The following is a 21,653-nucleotide window of genomic DNA, read 5'->3' as shown; positions in this document are numbered from 1 at the left end:
CTGGCGGTCGTTCGGACAGTGGCCGCGCGGCGTTAACCACTGGTTACCCATAAACCGCCAGCCTGAGGTCCGAAGCTGGTTTCGAGTCTCTGTGTTGAGCGAGCGCCATGATCCCTGACCGCCGCCTGATCCTGCTGGGCGCCGCCGCCCTTCTGTCAGGGTGCGCGGGCGGCGAGGCTGACCGCATGCCGCGCCCCATGGCCCGCAATCAGGGCGCCGTCGGCCGCGTGGATCGGGTCCAGCCCGGCAGTTTTCCCAACATCCCCTTCGCCGACTGGACCGACGACGAGCCGGAGTACGTGCTTTATCCCGGCGACGAGATCGAGATCGCGACCCCGACCGCGCCCGAACTGACCCGCACCCTGCGCATCGGGCCGGACGGACGGGTGTCCCTGCCCTTGGTCGGCCAGTTGATGGCGGCGGATCGCACCCTCGCCGAACTGGAGAGCGCCGCCTCGGGCGCCTATGCCTCGCAACTGGTGCGGCCGGTGGTCGAGATCACCCTGAAGACGGCCGGGCCGCTGAAGGTCTGGGTGGCCGGAGAGGTCCGCACCCCCGGCGTTCTGGATATGAACGGCGACATCGACGCCTATCAGGCGGTGGTCCAGGCCGGAGACTTCCTGCCCACGGCCAAGCCCCAAGAAGTCGCCCTGATCCGGCGCGGGCCGGGCGGGCGGCGCATGATGCGGGTGATCGATCTGCGGCCCCGGCGCGGCGAGGTGGTGGCCTTGCGTCGCGGCGACCTGATCTATGTGCCGCGCAGCAATCTGGGCGAACTGGCCAACTTCTTCACCCAGATCCGCAACGCCCTGCCGATCGGCTTCAACTATACGATCAACGGGCAGTATCAGAATTTTTAGGGGCGCTTCCTTCTCCCCACCGAGGGAGAAGGACGATGTCGTCAGGCCACCAGCCGCACCACGCCGGCGTCGATGTATTGCCGCGCCGCGCGCTGGGCTTCGGCGATCTCCTCACGCTCCATCTCCTGGCTCATTTCGCGGCGATAGACACGCGCCTCGACCGAGCCTTTCATGGCCGCCAGGTTGAAGATCATATGGGCCGAGACCCGGTCCATCGGACAGCCCCCCGAACCCGAGGAATACATCATCCCCAGGCGGAACAGGGCGTCGCCGTCCATGTCGGGCGTCGGCAGCGGCAAGGCCGCCGGGGCTTCGTCGTGCGCCAGTTCTTGCGCGTTCATCACCGTATCCTCCAAGGCGACGCCGTTCTGGCCCGCCCCTCTGATACGCGATCAAATACCGCCGGTTTGAAGTTAAAGTTAACAGCGACAGGTCGCGCGCGGACTTTTCAGTAAAGCTGAAATGAATACTCCAGGCGCGATTCACAAACCTTCAATCGACCGGTAAGTTCTGATTCAGACTTACCGCGCCCGCTGTCCGAACAGCACCTTGCGCGCCGCGTCCGCCTCGGCCCCCGCGCGGCCCAGGTCGCGGCGCAGATCGGCGCCCACGGCCTTGCCCGCGATCACCCCCGGCCGCGCGCCCACGCGCGCAACCCAGGCCTTCAGGTTCGGGAAGTCGTCCAGGTTCTGCCCCTGATTTTCGGGCAGGATCCAGGGCCAGCAGGCCATGTCGGCGATGGAATAGTCGCCCGCGACGAAGTCCCGCCCCGCCAGCCGCCGGTCCAGCACGCCGTAAAGCCGGTGCGTCTCGTTCGTATAGCGGTTCACGCCATAGGCGATCTGGCGCTGATCCTTGATCAGGGCCGGCGCGTACTGGCGGAAATGATGCGTCTGGCCCGCCATCGGTCCCAGCCCGCCGACCTGCCAGAACAGCCATTGATCGACCTCGGCCTTGGCGCGCGGGTCGGTCGGATAGAATTTCCCGGACTTCAGACCCAGGTACTGAAGTATGGCCCCGGACTCGAAGATCGAGATCGGTTCGCCGCCCGGCCCGTCGGGATCGACGATGGCCGGCATCCGCCCATTGGGGCTGATGGCCTGGAACCCCGACTGGAACTGCTCGCCGACGCCGATGTTCACCGGCTTCATCTCATAGGCCAGCCCCATCTCCTCCAGGGCGATGGACGCCTTCCAGCCGTTCGGCGTGGGCCAGTACCAGAGTTCGATCGGCCGGGTCATGCGTTGGCTCCTTGGCTTCGGGTCCTGATCTGGGGAGCGAGACCGCCTCGCGCAATCCACCTGAATTCACCGTTCAGGCGAGGTTCATGCCGCGAACCCGAGCCTGTCAGGGTTAACTGGCCGCTCGGGGGGCGGGCGCCGAACGATGGAGATATGCATGAACCGCCTGACCAAGGCCGCCGTCGTCGCCCTCGCGCTCAGCACGACCGCCGCCCCCCTGGTCGCCGAGGCCCAGAGCCGCGACGACCGCCGTGAACGCCGCCATGACCGGCGCGACGACCGACGCGATTGGCGTCAGGACAATCGCGACTGGCGCAACGACCGCCGTGACGACCGCCGGGATTGGCGCCAGGACCGCCGCGACGACCGTCGCGACTGGCGTCAGGATCGTCGTGACGACCGTCGCGACTGGCGCAACGACAACCGCCGCTGGGACCGCAACAACCGCGACTGGTGGCGCGACCGCAGCGATTTCCACGACTATCGCGGCGCCCGCCAGAACTATTGGTATGCGCCGGGCTACGGCTATTACCGGGTCGAGCCGCGCTACTACGGCCAGCGCTGGAGCCGCGGCGGCTACCTGCCGCCCGCCTATCGCAGCTATTACGTCAACGACCCCTATTATTACGGCCTGCCGCAGGCCCCGCGCGGCTACCGCTATGTCTATGCCGGCAACGACATCGTGCTGATCGCCCTGGCGACCGGCCTGATCGCCAGCGTGCTGTACGACATCTTCTAGGGGTTCCGAACCGAACCCGGCTGACGACCCCGCGGAGCGATCCGCGGGGTTTTCTTTATCGCGACGACGGTGTCGAACGTCGTTCAGACACGGTTCATGCGCCAGGCGCGACCGTCTCCTCACACGACGCCCATAAGGGGCGCATCGGGAATAGAGAACGCCATGAAACGCACATTGATGGTCTTTTCCGCCCTCGTCGCCTTCGCCGTTCCGGCGGCGGCGCCCCTGGCCGCGGCGGCCCAGGACGGCCCGCAGGCCGAAGAGCGCGACGACCCGCCGCGTCATCGCGGCCGCAACGGCGGCCAACAACAGCAACAGCGCGACGAGCGCCCCGACACTGGGCAACGTCCCGACCGGCCGGATCGTCCCGATCGCCCGGATCGCCCGGATCGCCCCGACAGGCCGCAACCGCCTCAGCAGCCCTCCAATCCGTCGGGCGGCGGCAATGGCGGCTGGACGGGACCGAACCGTCCTGATCGTCCTGACCGGCCCGACCGGCCTGATCGTCCCCAGCGGCCTGACCGGCCGAATGACGGCGGCGGCAACGGCGGCAACAACGGCGGCTGGGACCGGCCCGACCGCCCGACGCGGCCTGATCGCCCGGATCGCCCGGATCGTCCAGATCGCCCCGACTGGCCGAACCGTCCCGACAGGCCTGACCGCCCCGACAGGCCGGATCGGCCGGATCGGCCCGATCGTCCGGGCCGTCCTGACCGCCCGGATCGTCCCAACGGCGGCAACTGGAACAACAACGACCGGCGCGACCACCGCGACTTCCGCAACCGCTTCAACCGCGACCAATGGAGCCGCAACTGGGAACGGCGTCACGGCCGCTCGGACTGGTGGCGCAACGACCGCTCGTTCCGCGGCTGGAGCGGCGTGCGGATCGGCTTCTATTTCGCGCCGGGCTACGGCTACTACAACGTCCCGCGCAGCTACTGGGGCCGCCGCTATTACGAGGGCGACTTCCTGCCGTCCCTGTTCTGGCGCTACGAGCTGCGGGACTGGGCCTATTGGGGCCTGCCCTATCCGCCAGCCGGGACCATGTGGGTGTTCGTCGACAACAACATCTATCTGGTCGACCGCTACGACGGCTACATCATCGAAGCCATCTACGACGCCTGGCGCTGGTAGGCTCCAACGCAACGAAGAAGGCCCCGGAGAGCGATCTCCGGGGCCTTTGTCTTTTCAGTTCCGTCATCCTCGGGCTTGACCCGAGGATGACGGCGGGCGGGGCTACAAGCCCAGCTTGGCCTTCAGGATGTCGTTGACCGCGGCCGGATTGGCCTTGCCGCCGGTGGCCTTCATGACCTGGCCGACGAACCAGCCCAGGGCCTGGGGTTTTTCGGCCACCGCGGCCGCCTTGTCGGGGTTGGCGGCGATGATCGCGTCGATTGCGGTTTCGATGGCGCCGGTGTCGGTGACCTGTTTCAGGCCGCGCTTTTCGACGACCTCGGCCGGAGAGCCTTCGCCGTTCCAGACATAGTCAAAGACTTGCTTGGCGATCTTGGACGAGATGACGTCGGTCTCGATCAGCTCGACCAACTGGGCCACATGGGCGGCGGGCAGCGGGTTCTCGCCGAAATCCTTGCCGTCGGCGGCCAGGCGGGCCGAGACCTCGTTGGTGACCCAGTTGGCGACCAGTTTGGCGTCACGCCCCTTCGCAGCGGCTTCAAAATAATCGGCCTTGGCCTGTTCCGAGATCAGCACTCCGGCGTCGTATTGCGACAGACCGTATTCGCTCATGAACCGGCGCCGCTTGTCGTCGGGTAGTTCCGGCAAGCTGGCGGCGATGGCGTCGATCCACGCCTGCTCCAGCTCCAGCGGCAACAGGTCCGGGTCGGGGAAGTAGCGATAGTCCATCGCCTCTTCCTTAGACCGCATCGAACGCGTCTCGCCCGCGTTCGGATCGTACAGGCGCGTCTCCTGCACGATGGAGCCGCCGTCCTCCAGGATCTCGATCTGGCGGCGGGCCTCATAGTTGATGGCCTGGTGGATGAAGCGGAACGAGTTGACGTTCTTGATCTCGCAGCGCGTGCCCAGGTGGCTGAAGTCGCCGGTCGCCTTGAACCGGTCATAGCCGCCCTCGCGACAGACCGACACGTTCACGTCGGCGCGCAAATTGCCCTTCTCCATGTCGCCGTCGCAGGTGCCCAGATAGATCAGGATGGTGCGGATCTTCTTCACATAGGCGACCGCCTCTTCCGGCGTGCGGATGTCGGGGCGCGAGACGATCTCCATCAGCGCGGTGCCGGCCCGGTTCAGGTCGACATAGCTCTCGGTCGGCGACAGGTCGTGGATCAGCTTGCCCGCGTCCTGCTCCAGATGCAGCCGCTCGACGCCGACGTTGAAGAACGATCCGTCCTCGCGCTCGACCTCGACCACGCCCTCGCCGACGATGGGGTGATAGAGCTGGCTGATCTGATAGCCGGTGGGCAGGTCGGGATAGAAATAGTTCTTGCGGTCGAACTGGCTGATCCGGTTGATCTGAGCGCGCAGGCCCAGGCCCGAGCGCACGGCCTGTTCGACACAAAATTCGTTCAGCGTCGGCAGCATGCCGGGAAAGCCCGCGTCGACCAGCGACACCTGTTCGTTCGGTCCCGCGCCGAAGCCGACGGCGGCGCCCGAAAACAGTTTGGATTTCGACGCCACCTGGGCGTGGATCTCCAGCCCCATGACGATTTCCCACGCGCCGGTGCGGCCCTGGATCAGTTTGGACGTGTCGCTCATGCCTGTGCGATAGCCTCCGACGCGGCGCGAGGAAAGCCGTCGCGTCGCAATTCGCCGCGTTTCACATTCACCATTGAACGGCGTTTGCCTCTGGTGTTCCATCCGGCTCCAAGTCGGAGGAAACCATGATCAGAACCGTCGCCGCCTCGCTCGCCCTGGCCCTCGCCGCCACGAGCGGCGCATCCGCCCAATCCCATGACCACAGCGGCCACGCCGCGCACGCCGCCGGGACCCAGGCCCCCGCCGCGCCCGCCGCGCGCCCGACCATCGCCAGCTCGATCAAGGACCTGTTGGCCAATGAACAGACCCGCGCAGTGATGGAAAAACACCTGCCCGGCGTGTCTCAGCACCCGGCCCGTCCGCAATTCGAGGACATGACCCTGGCCGAGGTCGCGCCCCTGTCGGGCGGCGCCGTGACCGCCGAAATCATCGCCGCCATCGACGCCGACCTGAAGAAACTGCCGCCGGCGTAAAACACCCTCTCCCAGCGGGAGAGGGAGGGACCCGCTCAACCTGGTTGAGCGGGAGGGTGAGGGTCGGCCCTCACCAGTCGCGCATGGGCGTGGACCGCATCGAGGATCCGCAACGGCTCGGTCAACGCCTGCTCGTTCGAGAACCGCATGACCGTCCAGCCTAAGCTTTCGATCTCCACCTGCCGATAGTGGTCGTCCAGCGTTACGTCATCTCGTGTGTGAATTCCGCCGTCGATCTCGATCACGAGTCTCAGCGGATCACAGGCGAAGTCCACGATGTATGGACCAACTGGATGCTGGCGTCGGAACTTCAGCCCATCGATGCGACCACCGCGCAGAAGCGACCATACCTTCTGCTCGGCCAGCCCATCACGCCGTCGCAACGACCGCGCCCTCTGGGTTCGTCCGCTCGTCACCATCCTTCTCTCTGTGGGAGAAGGTGGCCTGGCGAAGCCAGGTCGGATGAGGGTCGGCTTTCAACGCTCAACATCCGTCCCTCACCCTCCCACGCGCTAAGCGCGCGGGTCCCTCCCTCTCCCAATGGGAGAGGGTTCATCGCGCCCAATGGGAGAGGGTTCATCGCGAGATAGTTGGAAGATCAACTTCGTTTCGGAGGACGAACTTGATCAGATTTCCGACAGCAAGGGACACGGGTCTTCCATTCGGCCATCGGGAAAACGGTTCTCCAAGCACATAAGCCGTAAGCACTTCGCGCCAATGGAAAATGCGATCCGTCATAAAGCGACGCGCAACACTCTCCGGCACCAAGGCTCTGATTTCGGCTTCCTGTGGACCGCTATAGAAAGGAGCCACATCGCGACGTAGTTGAGCGCGAATGACATATTGGCTCGCCCTGCTCCCTGAAACGCCAAGTCGTTCTCCAATCGCTTTGAAGGTGAGGCCTTCATCACGAAGTTCGAGCACTTTGCGCTCCAGATCGGTCATTGCCCTACCACCAGCGCTCCGCCTTGCCGGTGAACCCCGCCGCGTCCTCCAGCGCCTGGCCGACGCGGAAGACGGTGGCTTCGTCCAGGGCCTTGCCGATGACTTGCAGACCCAGCGGCAGGCCGCCGGAGTCCAGACCGGCGGGCACCGAGATCCCCGGCAGGCCGGCCAGGTTGGCCGTCACCGTGAAGACGTCGTTCAGATACATGGTCACCGGGTCGATCTGCTTGTCGCCCAACGCAAAGGCCGCCGACGGGGTCGAGGGCGTCAGCACCGCATCGACCTTGTCCCAGACGTTGTCGAAATCCTCGGCGATGCGGCGGCGCACCTTCAGCGCCTTGACGTAGAAGGCGTCGTAGAAACCGGCCGACAGCACGTATGCGCCGATGGTCAGGCGACGCTGGACCTCCTTGCCGAAGCCCTCGGCCCGGCTGGTCTCGTACAGGTCGGTCAGCGACTTCGCATCCGTCGCCCGATGGCCGAAGCGCATGCCGTCATAGCGAGCCAGGTTCGACGAGGCCTCGGCCGGGGCGACGATGTAATAGGTCGGCAGGGCGTATTTGGTGTGCGGCAGGCTGATGTCGATGATCTCGCAGCCTGCGGCCTTCAGCCATTCGACGCCGCGGTCCCACAGGGCCTGAATCTCGGCCGGCATGCCGTCCACGACGTATTCGCGCGGCACGCCGATGCGCAGGCCCTTCACGCCCTGGCCGAGGCTGGCGGTCCAGTCGGGCGTGGCGACGTCCAGGCTGGTCGAATCCTTGGGATCGAAGCTGCACATGGAGCGCAGCATCAGGGCCGCGTCGGCGACGTTTTTGGTGATCGGCCCGGCCTGGTCCAGCGAACTGGCGAAGGCCACCATGCCGAAGCGGCTGGCGCGGCCATAGGTCGGCTTGATCCCGACCGTGCCGGTGAAGGCCGCCGGTTGGCGGATCGAGCCGCCGGTGTCCGAGGCCGTGGCCGCCAGGCACAGGTCCGCCGCCACCGCGCTGGCCGAGCCGCCCGACGATCCGCCCGGCGTCAGTTCGGCGTTGGACGCCTTGGACTTCCATGGATTCTTCACCGGGCCGAACGCGCTGGTCTCGTTGGACGAACCCATGGCGAACTCGTCCATGTTCAGCTTGCCCAGCATGACCGCCCCGTCGCGCCACAGATTGGCGGTGACGGTCGATTCATACGGCGGGACGAAGCCGCGCAGCATGTTGGAGCCGGCGGTGGTCTGGACGCCGTCGGTGCAGAACAGGTCCTTGATGCCCAGCGGCGCGCCTTCCAGCGCCCCGCCCTGCCCGGCCGCCAGTCTGGCGTCGGACGCACGCGCCATTTCCAGCGCCTTGTCCGCCGTGACCTCGACATAGGCGTTCAGGGTCGGATTGGCGGCGTCGATGGCGCCCAGGAAGCTGCGGGTGATCTCTTCGGACGAGAAGGCTTTCGTCTTCAGGCCTGCGACGGCTTGCGTGAGCGTGAGTGAGGTCAGGTCAGACATATCGATCTCCTTCTCCCTTCGGGGGAGAAGGTGGCTCGCGGAGCGAGACGGTTGAGGGGGCTGGTTCGGCGAGCAGGCAGCCGGGCGATGAGGGCGAAGTCGGCAGCCCCCTCAACCGAGCGGCTCCGCCGCCCACCTTCTCCCCCGGGGGGAGAAGGATAAAATGGACGACGCTCATTCGACCACCTTGGGCACGACGAAGAAGCCGTCAGCGGACTTGGGCGCGTTCGACAGCACGGCGTCCACCTTGGCGCCGTCGGTGACCACGTCAGGGCGCATCTTCAGGCGCGCGGCGACGTTCGAGGTCATCGGTTCGACGCCCTGCACATCGACCTCGTCCAACTGTTCGATCCATTTCAGGATGCCGTTCAGCTCGGCGGCCAGAGGCTCCAGCCGATCCTCGGGGGTCTTGATGCGGGCGAGGTGGGCGACGCGCCTCACCGTCGCGGCGTCGATGGCCATGCGGCCCTCCAGATGCGCGAAAATAGAGACGGCGGGATTAGCCGTCCGGCCGCGATTTCACAAGGATGCGGACGATCAGGCGGTGCCTTAGTTTGAAGTCTGAGGCTGCCTTACGCTCTTGCTGGCCACTTGGCGTAGGCGAAGACAAACAGCGCGACCACATTGCCAACTGGCACCACATAAAGCAGCGCCCACCACGGACTGAAGCCAGCCTTCTTCAAGATCGTGGAGATAGGGAACATCGGCAGAAGCCATATGACAACGATGATCCAGTGCCAGATGCTTAAAGAACCCATGCCGCCCCCCCTTGTTGCGAGAGTAAGGTTATCAGGTCCCGCACTTCTGTAAGGGCCACGCTTTAGCGCGGGCGAGCTTACAGGCCGCAGATTTCAACCTTAGAAACTACCAAAATATGTGACGCAGCCATCAGCCTGCTGGAGCCACTGTCACCGCCGTCGGCGCCGCCCCGCCCTGGCCCGGCGTCCAGCGGACGATCACCCGTCGCTTCTGGCTGCCGATCTGCTGGGTGGCGGCGTCCATCACGCTCTCGGTCAGTTCCAGATCGACCACGCCCGGCGCCGCGCGCAACACGCGATAGTCCAGGAAGTCGCCGATGCGGAACACGCGCCAGCCCTGGGCCGGGTCAATGAAGAAGGCGATGTGCACATAAAGGCCGTTCATGGCCGGATCGCCGCCCGCCGTGCCGAAGATCTTGGCGTCCTGGCCCTCCAGGGTCGTCAACTCGACCACCGAGGCCGCACTCTGAAGGCTGGCGTCGGTCTCGGGCGACAGGGTCTGGGGCGCGCCCGTGGGCGTCAGGGCCGCCGTCTGGGCGGGACCCGAGCCGCCCTGTCGCGGCTCCAACGCCTCGCGCCGGCTCTCGACCTGGGTGTCGCACGCGCTGAGCGCCAAAAGACTGCAAACGAACACAAGGGGACGCATCCGGCTCTCCTTCGTCGACGAGGCGCCACCATGCCTCTGGACACGGCGCGACGCCAGACCCGAGCCGCAATCTGGACACCTTACATGACAATCGTCTGTGCAGGAGGATCGTCATGCTCATCGCCTCGCTTTTCATCGCGCTTCAAACGGTCTCTGCCCCTGTGGCGCCATGTGCTCATGACCGAGAAGCCCTAATGGCCATGTCTCCAGAGCGTTTCGACAGCACTGAGGTCATCAGTTGGCGCACGCTTGCCAACAACCAGACGTGCCTTGCCGTAGCGGCCAACCTTCTGCGTGATTATCGCGAGAGCCATCGGGCGGTCCTCGACATAAGCCAGTTACACCTGAACTACTGGCATGAGGGGCAGCTTCGCGCTGGCCTGGGTCAAACTGCACGTGCGGTTCGGTTGATGATGGCCGGTGTCGATCCCAGCGTGACTTCCGATGGTTTCGCCGACTACGCGCTTGGAAGCGTCGCATTCCTGAACCGGGACCTTGAAGGACTCAAGACTGCCCGCGATCGCCTCGCAGCCACCCCGCCTCCTGAAGACTGGGACGAGGCGGTTGCGGAGTTCCGTGCGAAGTTTGGGCGCGAGATCGCCTGGCCCATGAACCTAGACGTGCTCGACGGTCTGATTATCTGTTTCGACAAACCATACCTTGAGGCCTACGGCGATGCGAGCTGTCGTCCGTAGTCTTTGACACGCCGTACCCATCAGCTTACCGGCGAGCCGTGCCCGTCCTCGACCTTCTCGACCTGTCCGTCGCCTGCCCGCCCGACACGCCCTGGCTGGGCCTGGACCTGGGCGAGGCGACCATCGGCGTGGCCGCTTCGGACGCCTCGCGCCTGATCGCCAGCCCGCTGGAGCTGATCCGCAAGACCAAATTCACGCCCGACGCCGAACGCCTGTTCAAACTGATGGACGGGCGTCGGGCCTCGGCCCTGATCATCGGCCTGCCGGTCAATATGGACGGGACCGAGGGACCACGCGCCCAGTCGTGCCGCGCCTTCGCCCGCAATCTGGAGCGGCTGCGCCCCGTCAACATCGCCTTCTGGGACGAGCGGCTGTCGACCAGCGCGGTCGAGCGTTTCCTGATCGACGAATTGGACCTGAGCCGCAAACGCCGGGCCGATGTGGTGGACCGCACCGCCGCCGCCTGGATCCTGCAAGGCGCGCTGGACCGGGTGCGCGACCAGGCGACCTGGATCTGATGGGCGCGCTGCTGGTCGGCGTCGTTCCGGTCTTCGTGCTGATCGCCATCGGCTATGGCCTGCGCAAGTCCGACTTTCTGCCCGACGCCACCTGGCGGCCGGTCGAGAAGCTGTCGATCCACCTGCTGTATCCCGGCTTTCTGGTTCCGGCGATCTGGACGGCCGACATCTCGGGCGGCGGCGCGGGCGCGGCCGGGGCGGCGGCCGTCACCTCGGTGCTGATCATCGCCACGGCCACCTATGCGGCGCGCCCCTTGCTGAAGATCGACGGCCCAGCCTTCACCAGCGTCTTTCAGGGCGTGATCCGCTGGAACAGCTTCGTCTTCCTGCCGGTGATTCAGTCGATCTACGGTCCCGACGGCCTGGCCCTGGCGGCGGTGGTCATCGCCGCCATGATCCCGGTGACCAACATCCTGTGCGTCATCGTCCTGGTGCGCTGGGGCGCCGATCAGCGCGAGATGTCGCCCCTGGCCCTGACCAAGGCCATCCTGTCCAACCCGATCCTGATCGCCTGTCTGGTCGGCCTGGCCCTGAACCTGTTGAAGGTTCCGCGCCTGCCCGGCGTTTCCGACACGCTGCAACTGTTGGGCGGGGCGGCCCTGCCGCTGGGTCTGATCGTGGCCGGGGCGGGCCTGAGCTTCGCCGAGGTGGCGCGCCGCCGGGTCACGATCGGCGCGGTCAGCTTCATCAAACTGGTCGTCACCCCGCCGCTGATGTGGGGCCTGTGCCGCCTCTACGGCGGCGATGCGACGGCGCAGGGCATCGCCCTGATGTGCGGCGCGGCGCCCGGCGCGGCGGCCAGCTACATCCTGGCGCGGCAGATGGGCGGGGACGCGCCGCTGATGGCCGGGATCGTCGCCCTGACCACCGTCGGCAGCGCCGTGGGCATTCCGGTGGTGTTGACGCTCTTCCATCTGGTCTGATCGGGGCCTATAGCCGGGCCTCGATGAGCCAGGCCGCCCGACTCGCCGAGACGATCAAAGAACGGCTGGTCCCGTTCCCCCGCGATCATTTCCTATCCGCCACCGACCTGAACCCGCCTGCGGCCCTGGCCCTGTGCGACCTGGCCGACGCCTTCGTGGACCTCAGCCGGTCGGACCAGAAGACGCTGGACCTGATGCGCGGTCGCACGGTGGTGAACCTGTTCTTCGAGAACTCGACCCGCACCTCGGCCTCGTTCGAGATCGCGGCCCGGCGCCTGGGCGCCGACGTCACCGCCCTGTCGCCGCGCACCAGTTCGGTCGCCAAGGGCGAGACCCTGATCGACACGGCGGCGACGCTGAACGCCATGAAGCCGGACGTGCTGGTCATCCGCCACGCCGCCGCCGGGGCCGCCGACCTGTTGAGCCAGAAGGTCGGCTGCGCGGTGATCAACGCCGGGGACGGGCGGCACGAACATCCGACCCAGGCCCTGCTGGACCTGGTCACCCTGCGCCGGGCGTTCGGCGACGTCGGCGGTCTGACGGTCGCCATCTGCGGCGACATCGCCCACAGCCGCGTGGCGCGGTCGAACGTCGCCCTGTTGTCGATGATGGGCGCGCGCGTCCGCCTGATCGGCCCGCCGACCCTGGTGCCGGGCGACGCCGACCGCTGGGGCTGCGAGGTCTTCCACGATATGCGCGAGGGTCTGGCCGGGGTGGACGTGGTGATGATGTTGCGTCTGCAACTGGAACGGATGGACGGCGCCCTGGCCCCTTCGACCCGCGAATATTTCCGCTTCTGGGGCCTGGACCGCGAAAAGCTGGCCTGGGCCGCGCCCGGCGCCAAGGTCATGCACCCCGGCCCGATGAACCGGGGCGTCGAGATCGATTCCGACGTCGCCGACGATCCGGCCGTCTCCCTGATCCAGGACCAGGTCGAAATGGGCGTCGCCGCGCGCATGGCCGTGCTGGCGGCCCTGTCGGAACGTCGCGGAGGCGCCGCATGACCGCCCTCGCCTTCATCAACGCCCGCCTGCTGGACCCGGCGTCCGACTACGACGGTCCCGGCGCCGTTCTGGTCGAGGACGGCCGCATCGTCGACGTGGCGCACGGCGTCTCGACCGCGCCCGACGGCGTCGAGATCATCGACGCTGTGGGCCTGTGCCTGGCGCCGGGCCTGATCGACATCCGCGTGCGCACCGGCGAACCGGGGCATGAGCCGAAAGAGACGCTGAAATCGGCCGCCCTGGCGGCGGCGGCCGGGGGCGTCACCACCATCGTGGTCCAGCCCGACACCGATCCGGCCGTCGATGATCCGGCGATGATCGACTTCATCCAGCGTCGGGGCGCGGCCCTGAACCTGGTCAACGTCCGCGCGGCGGGCGCCGCGACCAAGGCCCTGGGCGGCGAACGCATGGCCGAGATCGGCCTGATGGACGAGGCCGGCGCCCTGTATTTCACCGACGGCGACCACGTCATCGCCAACAGCCGCACCCTGATGCGGGTGATGAGCTACGCCACCGCCTTCAACGCCCTGATCGCCTGCCGCCCCGCCGATCCGTGGCTGGCCGAGGGCGCGACGGCCGCCTCGGGCGAACTGGCGACGCGGCTGGGCCTGTCGGGCGCGCCCGCCGTGGCCGAACGCATCGGGCTGGAGCGCGACCTGGCCTTGGTCGAACAAACCGGCGTGCGCTTCCTGGTCGATCAGATCTCGACCGAGGGCGCGCTGGAGACCCTGGCCCGCGCCCGGGCGCGCGGGCTGGAGGTCGCCGCCTCGGTGTCGATCAACCACCTGTGCTTCAACGAGTTGGACATCGGCCACTACCGCACCTTCTTCCGGCTGGACCCGCCGCTGCGCGCCGAGAGCGACCGACAGGCCCTGGTTGAGGCGGTGCGCGACGGCGTGATCGACGTGATCACATCCGCCCACACGCCCGCCCCGGCCGAGGACAAGCGCCGCCCCTTCGCCGAGGCCGCGCCCGGCGCCGTGGGGCTGGAGACCCTGCTGCCCGCCGCCTTGAGCCTGCATCACGAGCATGGGCTGGACCTGTTGGACGTGCTGCGGCCCCTGACCCACGGTCCCGCTGCCCTACTGGGGCTGGAGGCTGGCGCCCTGACGCCCGGCGCGCCCGCCGACCTGATCCTGTTCGACCCGGCCGCGCCGGTGGTCATCGACGCCGACGCCCTGCGCTCCAAATCCAAGAACACCCCCTTCGACGGCCGCCGCCTGCAAGGTCGGATTCAGGCCACGTTCGTCGGCGGGCGACGGGTGTTCATGACGTGAAGCGGATCAGTCGTTCGACCCTGATCCCCATTCTGATCTGGTCAACCGTCATGAGCCTTTTGCTGTTCATCGGCGACTGGTTGTTCGAGACCGTCTTCATCTTCGGCTCAGTACTCCAGATTTTCTGGTTCGTGATGGGCGTCGGCGTATTGGCCGTCTCGGTTATTCAGTCTGGGTGGCGCGGCGGACTGGCGGCTCTCGTCGCGGGCGCTCTCGTCGTTGCCGCTTCGCCCTTCATTTCGACAGCGGGAAGCTGGAGCTGGGCATGGGCCAGCCTGCAATCTCACAAGGCAGTTTATGATCAGGTGGTCGCGCAAGCCGCCGCCCTGCCGGATCAAGGCCAAATCGACGGTCGCCAATACCGTATCGAGCGCGGCCCTCCCGTTCGCATCGCCTTTCCACAGCCCGTGGGGGTGGCCGATAATTGGGGCGCGGTGATCCATGATCCGAGCGACGCGGTCGCCACGGCGAGAGGCTGGACCGGCAAGCCCCCAAAGCACACGGTTCGATCCGATCTTCAGGAACTCTGGGGCGGCGACCTCCTGTCCTGCCGTCGCATCACCGGGCATTACTACCGGTGCTGGTTCACCTGAAGCCGCCCGTGCTACACAGCCTGAAGCGATTCAGGGGGCCTGAATCTTTGGGGGTCTGAAGGTGCAGGATCTGGTCGCTCCGGCGCTCGGCACGCTCGGTCTGACGGCCGTGGCCGGTTACCTGCTCGGCTCCATTCCCTTCGGCGTCATCCTGACCCGCGCGGCGGGCGCAGGCGACGTGCGCAACATCGGGTCCGGCAACATCGGCGCGACCAACGTGCTGCGCACCGGCCGCAAGGACCTGGCCCTGGCCACCCTGTTGCTCGATGCGGGCAAGGGCGCGGCCGCCCTGCTCTTGGCGCGGTGGCTGTTCGACAGCGACGTCGCGGCCGCCATCGCCGGGGGCGCCGCCTTCCTGGGCCACCTGTTCCCGATCTGGCTGGGCTTCAAGGGGGGCAAGGGCGTCGCCACCTTCTTCGGCCTGATGATCGCCGCCTGGTGGCCGCTGGGCCTGCTTGCCGCCGCCCTGTGGCTGGTGACCGCCGCCCTGTTCCGCATCTCGTCGCTGTCGGCCCTGATCGCCTCGGCGGCCACGCCGGTGCTGTCGCTGCTGCCCATCGCCGCCCTGGGCCTGCCGACATCCATGCCCATCACCCTGTTGGCCGCCTTCGCCGCCGTGCTGATCTGGGTCCGCCACCATCAGAACATCGGCCGCCTGTTGCGGGGAGCGGAACCCCGCATCGGAGCCAAGGCCGCGTGACCCTGCCCGAGGCCGAGCGGTTCGCCCGGCTGCGGTTGGCCCGCACCGAACGCATCGGTCCCGTCGCCTTCAGCCAACTGCTTCAGCGGTTCGGCTCGGCCCAGGCCGCCCTGACCGCCCTGCCCGGCATGATCCGCAAGGCGGGCGGCGCCTCGGCCCCGCCTTCGGTCGAACAGGTCGAGACCGAAATGGCCGCCGGTGCACGGGCGGGCGCCCGCCTGATCGTTCTGGGCGACGACGCCTATCCGCCGATGCTGGCCGCCGTCGATCCGCCGCCGCCGCTGTTGTGGACCCTGGGCGACCCCGCCCTGCTGTCCCGGCCCTGCGTCGCCGTGGTCGGCGCCCGAATCGCCTCGGCGGGCGGGCAGCGCATCGCCCGCGGCCTGGCCCAGCAGCTCGGTCAGGCGGGTCATGTCGTCGTCTCCGGCCTGGCGCGCGGCATCGACGCGGCGGCGCATGAGGGCGCCCTGCCGACCGGCACGGTCGCGGTGCTGGGCGGCGGCGTCGACGACGTCTATCCGCCCGACAACGCCGCGCTGTACGACCGCATCCGCGAGCAGGGCTGCATCGTTTCCGAAAGTCCCATGGGCGCACGGGCGCAGGCGCGCGATTTTCCGCGCCGCAACCGCATCATCTCGGGCCTGTCGCGCGGCGTCGTGGTGGTCGAGGCCGAGCTGCGTTCCGGCTCGCTGATCACCGCCCGGCTGGCGGCGGAACAGGGCCGCGACGTCTTCGCCGTGCCGGGATCGCCGCTGGACCCGCGTTCGCGCGGTCCCAATGAGCTGATCCGCAACGGGGCCGTCCTTTGCGAGGGCGTCGAGGACGTGGAGCGGGCCTTTTCGACCCTGCGCACCCTGCGCGAGCCGCCGGGCGGCCATCCGTTCGGCGACGCCCCCGGCGAGATCGCGCCCGAGCTTCTGGACCGCGTCGCCGCCCTGTTGTCGCCCACGCCGACGCCGCGCGACGAACTGGCCCGCGCCCTGAACCTGCCCGTCTCGACCGTGGCCGCCGCCTTGTTGGAGCTGGATCTGACGGGGCGCGCCACCCTTTTGCCCGGCGGCCTGGTCTCGCTTTAGCTGTTGCGGCCGCGCCCCACGGTTCGCCTGGGTTCGGACGCCAGCCGCACGGCCGCCTCCAGCACGCTGGCCAAGGGTTCGTCGCCGGCCCGGCGCGCCATCAACGCCAACTCCTCCGACAGGGAGCGGACGTATTCCCGGACCCTCTCCTCCTCGACCACGCCCGGGATCAGCACACCCTCCGGTTCGGGCGCGGCGGCGGGATCTAGCGGCCCGTCGCTGGGCGTCGGTTGGACCATGGCGTTTCTCCTCCTGGCCGCATCAATACACACAACCATAACGAGACTGGCAAGCTGACTTTCAACCCATGTCGAAGAAGCTGTCGTCACGCGATTGACAGGACGCCGCGCCCCCACCACCTTCCCCGCCCTCTCCGGGAACCGCCACGCTCATGAATCTCGTCATCGTCGAAAGCCCGGCCAAGGCCAAGACCATCAATAAGTACCTTGGTTCGGACTACGAGGTTCTCGCCTCATACGGCCATATTCGGGACCTGCCGTCCAAGGACGGCTCGGTCCTGCCCGACGATGACTTCGCCATGCATTGGGAGGTCGACGCCAAGGCCTCCAAGCGCCTCAGCGAGATCGCCGAGGCGGCCAAGCGCGCCGACCGCGTCATCCTGGCCACCGACCCGGATCGCGAGGGCGAGGCCATCAGTTGGCACGTGCTGGAGGTGCTGAACAAGAAGAAGGCGCTGAAGGACACGACCGTCCAGCGCGTCACCTTCAACGCCATCACCAAGTCCGCCGTGCTCGACGCCATGGCCCAGCCGCGCGAGCTGGATATGGAGTTGGTCCAGGCCTATCTGGCGCGCCGCGCGCTGGACTATCTGGTCGGCTTCACCCTGTCGCCGGTGCTGTGGCGCAAGCTGCCGGGCGCGCGTTCGGCCGGGCGGGTCCAGTCGGTGGCCCTGCGCATCGTCGTCGACCGCGAGATGGAGATCGAGCGGTTCAAGGCCCAGGAATACTGGTCGGTCGAAGCCGATCTGACGGCCGACAGCCCGCCCTTCACCGCCCGCCTGGTCAAGCATCAGGGCAAGCGCGTCCAGCGCCTGGACATCAAGGACGAGGCCACGGCCCAGGCCGCGCGCGCCGCCATCCAGGCCAGTCCGCTGACGATCCGCTCGATCGAGAAGAAGCCGGTCAAGCGCAGCCCCTCGCCCCCCTTCACCACCTCGACCCTGCAGCAGGAGGCGGCCCGCAAACTGGGCTTCACCGCCCAGCGCACCATGCAGACGGCCCAGAAGCTGTATGAGGGCGTCGACGGCTCGGGCGGCCTGATCACCTATATGCGTACCGACGGCGTCTCGGTCAGTCCCGAAGGGATCGCCCAGGCCCGCTCGGTCATCGGCGACCGTTTTGGTCCCGCCTATGTTCCGTCTGAGCCTAGATATTACAAGGCGAAAGCCAAGAATGCTCAGGAAGCGCACGAAGCGATCCGGCCGACGGACATCAGCCGCCACCCCGACGCCTTGCGCCTCGAAAGCGATCTTCAGCGGCTCTATGAGCTGATCTGGAAGCGGATGGTCGCCTCGCAGATGGAATCGGCGCGCCTGGACCGGACCACGGTCGAGATCGAGACCGCCGACGGCCAGACGGGGCTGCGCGCCACCGGCCAGGTCGTCGCCTTCGACGGCTTCATGGCCGTGTACGAAGAGGGCCGCGACGATCGTCCGAAGGGCGCCGCCGAGGACGACGAGGACGACACCACCCGCCTGCCCGCGCTGAAGGAAGGCGCGACGGCCAAGGTCGACGTTGTCCGCACCGACCAGCATTTCACCGAGCCGCCGCCCCGCTATTCCGAGGCGACCCTGGTCAAGAAGCTGGAAGAACTGGGCATCGGCCGCCCGTCGACCTACGCCTCGATCCTGACCACCCTGCGCGACCGCGAATATGTGCGGATGGACAAGAACCGCTTCTATCCCGAGGACAAGGGTCGGCTGGTCACCGCCTTCCTGGAGAAATTCTTCGACCGCTGGGTCGAATACGACTTCACCGCCGCGCTGGAGACCCAGCTCGACGAGGTCTCGGCCGGGGATCTGGACTGGAAGGTGCTGCTGCGCCGCTTCTGGACCGACTTCCACGCCGCCACCCAGGCGGCGGGCGAGTTGCGCACCACCGCCATTCTGGACGCCCTGAACGAGTCGCTGGGCGCCCACATCTTCCCGGACAAGGGCGACGGTTCCGATCCGCGTGAATGCCCCCTGTGCCATCAGGGGCAGCTCAGCCTGAAGACCAGCCGTTACGGCGCCTTCATCGGCTGCTCGCGCTATCCCGACTGCAAATACACCCGGCCCGTGGCCTCGCCCGACGCGGCCGAGGGCGGCGCGGACGGCGGCGACCGCGAACTGGGCGTCGATCCGGCGACCGGCCAGCCGGTGCAGTTGAAGATCGGCCGTTTCGGTCCCTATGTCGAAACCGCCGGAGACGGCGACAAGCCCAAACGCTCGTCCCTGCCCAAGGGCTGGTCGCCCGCCTCGCTGGACCTGGAACGCGCCCTGCGCCTGCTCAGCCTGCCGCGTCAGGTCGGGGCGCACCCGGAAGACGGCAAGATGATTTCAGCCGGTCTGGGCCGCTACGGACCCTTCATCCTGCACGATGGGACCTATGCCAATGTGTCGGATATCGAAGAAGTTTTCGACATCGGCCTGAACCGCGCCGTGACCCTGTTGGCCGAGAAGCGCGCAGGGCGGCCGGGCGGGCGCGGCGCCGCGACGGCCCCGCTGAAGGATCTGGGCGCCCACCCCGAGGACGGGGCGCCGATCCACGTCATGGCGGGCCGCTTCGGTCCCTATGTGAAGTGGGGCAAGATCAACGCCACCCTGCCGCGCGGCACGGCGCCCGAGGACCTGACGCTGGAGGCCGCCCTGCCCCTGCTGGCCGCCAAGGCGGCCGCCGGTCCCAAGAAGAAGGCTCCAGCGAAAAAGGCCGCGGCCAAGAAACCGGCGGCGAAGAAGGCTCCGGCCAAGAAGGCGGCCGCCAAGAAGAAGGCCTGAGTTCAGCGGCCGATGGAACCCGATCTCGCCTTCACGCTTAAAGAGGACGAACAGGGACCGCGGTCATGACCAAATTCGCCGTCGGCGACCATGTCGGTTGGAACTCAGAGGCCGGGCGGGTCAGCGGACGGATCATCAAGGTCCATACGGCCGACTTCGACTATAAGGGCTATCGCCATCGGGCCTCGCCCGACGCCCCCCAGTACGAGATCAAGAGCGACAAGACCGACCATGTCGCCGCCCACAAGGATGGAGCGCTGACGCGGCTCGACTAGGGTCCAGGCTCAATTAAGGCTCATTGAAATCAGTGATCCAGCACGTTCCGCTCATCCCCGCGAAAGCGGGGACCTAGTGTTTTGGGCGATCCGGCCCCGCCAAGAGTCCAGTGAAGGCCATCCCGGACGCTCTGCGCGGTAAAAGGACTGGGTCCCCGCTTTCGCGGGGATGAGCGGTATCGAGTACGCACCCAAGTTGGCGCCGCCGTTTCCGGGTTCAACGGCCGCGCACGTGACCGGCGAAGCCCGCGACGAACGCCGCCAGCCGCTGACGGACGTCGTCGTCGATCAGGCGCCCGTCCGCGTCGAAAACGGCGCCGGCGCGCGACACCAACATCCGCTGACCGAACCAGGGCGCGGTTCCCAACGTCCGCAACACCGGCAGCCAGGCGGCCTGGCTCATCATCGTGCCGAACGGGCCGGGCGAGGCGCCCAGCACCGCCACCGGCCGCCCCCCGAACACCCTGCCGATGTCCGAGGCTGGGCGGCTGAGCCAGTCGATGGCGTTCTTGAACGGGCCGGGGATGGAGTTGTTGTACTCAGGCGTGAACAGCATCAGGCCGTCGCACCCGGCGATCAGGTCCTTCAGCGCGACCACCGCCTCGGGCAGGCCCTGTTCGGCCTCCAGGTCGCCGTCATACAGGGGAATGCCCCGGATATCGGCGGCGATCAGCTCCACGTCCGGCGGCGCCGCTTCCTGGGCCGCCCGCAACAGGGCGCTGTTGTATGAGGCCGCCCGCAGGCTGCCCGACAGTCCGACCAGACGCATCAGTCTTTCGTCTCCAATAGGGGCGCTGACGACGTTTCGCCGTGAATTCGCTGCTCGGCGCAACCCTGAACCAGATGGTCCAACAACAACCGCACCGACGGCAACAGCCCCCGGCGCGACGGAAAGACGGCGTGCACGATCCACGCCTTGGGCCGCCAGTCGGGCAGAAGGTCGACCAGTCGCCCGCTCTCCAGGTCACGCGCCACCACCACCGACGGCAGCAGGGCGACGCCCAGCCCCCGCATCACCCCCTCATGCAGCATGTGCAGGTCGTCGGTCACCAGACGCGGCGTGTGGCGGATCGAGGCGGTCATGCCGTCCTTATGCTGCAAGGCCCAGACGTGATCGCGATGCGCCGGGCCGAAATCCAGGCTGGGCCAGTCCGCCAGGTCGGCGGGACCCGTCGCCGCATCGACCATTCGGGCGATCAGGTCCGGGCTGGCGACCAGGCGGTGCACGCTCTCGTCCAGCTTGCGCATGACCAGGTCGGTCTCCTCCAGCGGCGGCTCGCGCACGCGGATGGCCAGGTCGAAGCCCTCGCCGACCACATCCACCCGGCGGCTGGTGCTGTCCAGATGCACCTCGACCTCGGGATAGCGGGCCATGAAGCCGGCGATCAGCCCGCCCATCTGATAGGTCAGAAGCCCCGGCACGCAGGCGACGCGGATGACGCCGCGCGGTTCGGCCGCGACATTGTCGATCACCGCCTGGGCGGCCTCGGCTTCGACCAGCATGGCCAGGCAGTGGCGGTAGTATTCCTGGCCGATCTCGGTGACCGAGAATTTGCGCGAGGTGCGCTGGATCAGGCGAACGCCGAGCTGATCCTCCAACGCGGCGATCCGGCGGCTAAGCTTTGATTTCGGCAGGCCCAGCGCGCGCGCCGCCGCCGCGAAGCCGCCATGGTCCGCCACGCGAACGAAGTAGAAGAGGTCGTTGAGGTCAGGCATCACAAG

At 67.5% G+C, this 21,653-nt stretch carries 25 protein-coding genes; 14 read left to right on the top strand and 11 right to left on the bottom strand.

Annotation, left to right across the window (positions count from 1 at the left end; translation table 11 throughout):
* Positions 1 to 107 precede the first annotated feature (107 nt).
* Entirely contained in the window at positions 108 to 860 is a 753-nt protein-coding gene (locus V7D63_RS05205; RefSeq protein WP_333591202.1) for a polysaccharide biosynthesis/export family protein, read from the top strand.
* A 41-nt stretch (positions 861 to 901) separates the two neighbouring features.
* Here the strand turns inward: V7D63_RS05205 and V7D63_RS05200 are convergent, their stop codons facing one another.
* A complete protein-coding gene (locus tag V7D63_RS05200) occupies positions 902 to 1,201 on the bottom strand; it encodes a sel1 repeat family protein (protein ID WP_333591201.1) in 300 nt (99 codons plus the stop codon).
* Positions 1,202 to 1,381: 180 nt separating this feature from the next.
* Entirely contained in the window at positions 1,382 to 2,101 is a 720-nt protein-coding gene (locus tag V7D63_RS05195; RefSeq protein WP_333591200.1) for a glutathione S-transferase N-terminal domain-containing protein, read from the bottom strand.
* A gap of 157 nt (positions 2,102 to 2,258) precedes the next feature.
* Here V7D63_RS05195 and V7D63_RS05190 point away from each other — a divergent pair, with 157 nt between their 5' ends.
* Both V7D63_RS05190 and V7D63_RS05185 read left to right on the top strand, forming a co-directional pair.
* Entirely contained in the window at positions 2,259 to 2,840 is a 582-nt protein-coding gene (locus tag V7D63_RS05190) for an RcnB family protein (RefSeq protein ID WP_333591199.1), read from the top strand.
* Between the two features lie 162 nt (positions 2,841 to 3,002).
* Complete coding sequence (locus V7D63_RS05185) at positions 3,003 to 3,974, top strand: RcnB family protein (RefSeq protein ID WP_333591198.1); 972 nt, start codon at positions 3,003 to 3,005, stop codon at positions 3,972 to 3,974.
* A gap of 102 nt (positions 3,975 to 4,076) precedes the next feature.
* On the opposite strand, the gene gatB is transcribed toward V7D63_RS05185, so the two are convergent.
* Positions 4,077 to 5,570, bottom strand: coding sequence for an Asp-tRNA(Asn)/Glu-tRNA(Gln) amidotransferase subunit GatB (gatB, locus tag V7D63_RS05180; RefSeq protein ID WP_333591197.1), 1,494 nt, complete (start codon positions 5,568 to 5,570; stop codon positions 4,077 to 4,079).
* A gap of 125 nt (positions 5,571 to 5,695) precedes the next feature.
* On the opposite strand from gatB, the gene V7D63_RS05175 reads away from it, so the two are divergent.
* Positions 5,696 to 6,043, top strand: a complete 348-nt coding sequence (locus V7D63_RS05175; RefSeq protein ID WP_333591196.1) for a hypothetical protein — start codon at positions 5,696 to 5,698, stop codon at positions 6,041 to 6,043.
* Positions 6,044 to 6,078: 35 nt separating this feature from the next.
* Here V7D63_RS05175 and V7D63_RS05170 read toward each other — a convergent pair whose 3' ends face one another.
* The 5 genes from V7D63_RS05170 to V7D63_RS05150 all read right to left on the bottom strand — a co-directional run bounded on the left by V7D63_RS05170 (position 6,079) and on the right by V7D63_RS05150 (position 9,875).
* Positions 6,079 to 6,462 carry an endonuclease domain-containing protein gene (locus tag V7D63_RS05170; RefSeq protein WP_333591195.1) on the bottom strand — a complete coding sequence of 128 codons (384 nt, stop codon included), beginning with the start codon at positions 6,460 to 6,462 and terminating at the stop codon, positions 6,079 to 6,081.
* A 157-nt stretch (positions 6,463 to 6,619) separates the two neighbouring features.
* Positions 6,620 to 6,988, bottom strand: a complete 369-nt coding sequence (locus V7D63_RS05165; RefSeq protein ID WP_333591194.1) for a sigma factor-like helix-turn-helix DNA-binding protein — start codon at positions 6,986 to 6,988, stop codon at positions 6,620 to 6,622.
* A gap of 4 nt (positions 6,989 to 6,992) precedes the next feature.
* Positions 6,993 to 8,471: an Asp-tRNA(Asn)/Glu-tRNA(Gln) amidotransferase subunit GatA gene (gene gatA / locus V7D63_RS05160; RefSeq protein ID WP_333591193.1), complete on the bottom strand. Its 1,479-nt coding sequence runs from the start codon at positions 8,469 to 8,471 to the stop codon at positions 6,993 to 6,995.
* Between the two features lie 174 nt (positions 8,472 to 8,645).
* On the bottom strand, positions 8,646 to 8,933 hold the full coding sequence (gene gatC, locus V7D63_RS05155) for an Asp-tRNA(Asn)/Glu-tRNA(Gln) amidotransferase subunit GatC (protein ID WP_292258557.1): 288 nt from the start codon (positions 8,931 to 8,933) through the stop codon (positions 8,646 to 8,648).
* Positions 8,934 to 9,359: 426 nt separating this feature from the next.
* Positions 9,360 to 9,875 carry a hypothetical protein gene (locus V7D63_RS05150; protein WP_333591192.1) on the bottom strand — a complete coding sequence of 172 codons (516 nt, stop codon included), beginning with the start codon at positions 9,873 to 9,875 and terminating at the stop codon, positions 9,360 to 9,362.
* Between the two features lie 113 nt (positions 9,876 to 9,988).
* On the opposite strand from V7D63_RS05150, the gene V7D63_RS05145 reads away from it, so the two are divergent.
* The 8 genes from V7D63_RS05145 to dprA all read left to right on the top strand — a co-directional run bounded on the left by V7D63_RS05145 (position 9,989) and on the right by dprA (position 16,661).
* Complete coding sequence (locus V7D63_RS05145) at positions 9,989 to 10,570, top strand: hypothetical protein (RefSeq protein ID WP_333591191.1); 582 nt, start codon at positions 9,989 to 9,991, stop codon at positions 10,568 to 10,570.
* A gap of 38 nt (positions 10,571 to 10,608) precedes the next feature.
* Complete coding sequence (gene ruvX / locus V7D63_RS05140) at positions 10,609 to 11,088, top strand: Holliday junction resolvase RuvX (protein ID WP_333591190.1); 480 nt, start codon at positions 10,609 to 10,611, stop codon at positions 11,086 to 11,088.
* Positions 11,088 to 12,011: an AEC family transporter gene (locus V7D63_RS05135; RefSeq protein ID WP_333591189.1), complete on the top strand. Its 924-nt coding sequence runs from the start codon at positions 11,088 to 11,090 to the stop codon at positions 12,009 to 12,011. Before ruvX ends, V7D63_RS05135 begins: the two co-directional genes overlap by 1 nt.
* 23 nt (positions 12,012 to 12,034) lie before the next feature.
* A complete protein-coding gene (locus tag V7D63_RS05130; protein ID WP_333591188.1) occupies positions 12,035 to 13,015 on the top strand; it encodes an aspartate carbamoyltransferase catalytic subunit in 981 nt (326 codons plus the stop codon).
* A complete protein-coding gene (pyrC, locus tag V7D63_RS05125) occupies positions 13,012 to 14,292 on the top strand; it encodes a dihydroorotase (RefSeq protein ID WP_333591187.1) in 1,281 nt (426 codons plus the stop codon). The genes V7D63_RS05130 and pyrC overlap by 4 nt, the downstream gene beginning before the upstream one ends.
* Positions 14,289 to 14,885, top strand: coding sequence for a hypothetical protein (locus V7D63_RS05120; RefSeq protein WP_333591186.1), 597 nt, complete (start codon positions 14,289 to 14,291; stop codon positions 14,883 to 14,885). The genes pyrC and V7D63_RS05120 overlap by 4 nt, the downstream gene beginning before the upstream one ends.
* Positions 14,886 to 14,946: 61 nt before the next feature.
* On the top strand, positions 14,947 to 15,585 hold the full coding sequence (gene plsY, locus V7D63_RS05115; RefSeq protein WP_333591185.1) for a glycerol-3-phosphate 1-O-acyltransferase PlsY: 639 nt from the start codon (positions 14,947 to 14,949) through the stop codon (positions 15,583 to 15,585).
* The gene (dprA, locus tag V7D63_RS05110) at positions 15,582 to 16,661 is read left to right on the top strand and encodes a DNA-processing protein DprA (RefSeq protein WP_333591184.1); all 1,080 of its coding nucleotides are present in this window, start codon (positions 15,582 to 15,584) and stop codon (positions 16,659 to 16,661) included. Before plsY ends, dprA begins: the two co-directional genes overlap by 4 nt.
* Here dprA and V7D63_RS05105 read toward each other — a convergent pair.
* On the bottom strand, positions 16,658 to 16,900 hold the full coding sequence (locus V7D63_RS05105; RefSeq protein WP_333591183.1) for a hypothetical protein: 243 nt from the start codon (positions 16,898 to 16,900) through the stop codon (positions 16,658 to 16,660). The two genes, dprA and V7D63_RS05105, sit on opposite strands and share 4 nt — an antisense overlap.
* A gap of 152 nt (positions 16,901 to 17,052) precedes the next feature.
* Here V7D63_RS05105 and topA point away from each other — a divergent pair, with 152 nt between their 5' ends.
* Together topA and V7D63_RS05095 are read left to right on the top strand one after the other, a co-directional pair.
* Entirely contained in the window at positions 17,053 to 19,656 is a 2,604-nt protein-coding gene (topA, locus tag V7D63_RS05100) for a type I DNA topoisomerase (protein WP_333591182.1), read from the top strand.
* A 65-nt stretch (positions 19,657 to 19,721) separates the two neighbouring features.
* On the top strand, positions 19,722 to 19,931 hold the full coding sequence (locus tag V7D63_RS05095) for a DUF2945 domain-containing protein (protein ID WP_333591181.1): 210 nt from the start codon (positions 19,722 to 19,724) through the stop codon (positions 19,929 to 19,931).
* Positions 19,932 to 20,148: 217 nt separating this feature from the next.
* Here the strand turns inward: V7D63_RS05095 and V7D63_RS05090 are convergent, their stop codons facing one another.
* The gene (locus V7D63_RS05090; RefSeq protein ID WP_333591180.1) at positions 20,149 to 20,700 is read right to left on the bottom strand and encodes an NADPH-dependent FMN reductase; all 552 of its coding nucleotides are present in this window, start codon (positions 20,698 to 20,700) and stop codon (positions 20,149 to 20,151) included.
* A complete protein-coding gene (locus V7D63_RS05085; protein ID WP_333591179.1) occupies positions 20,700 to 21,647 on the bottom strand; it encodes a LysR substrate-binding domain-containing protein in 948 nt (315 codons plus the stop codon). Before V7D63_RS05085 ends, V7D63_RS05090 begins: the two co-directional genes overlap by 1 nt.
* Between the last annotated feature and the right edge of the window lie 6 nt (positions 21,648 to 21,653).

Origin of the sequence: Brevundimonas sp. (assembly GCF_036732845.1) — a bacterium.
Classification (GTDB): Bacteria; Pseudomonadota; Alphaproteobacteria; order Caulobacterales; family Caulobacteraceae; genus Brevundimonas.
The sequence above is the reverse complement of the archived record's forward strand: the minus strand, read 5'-3'. Positions and strand labels throughout refer to the sequence as shown.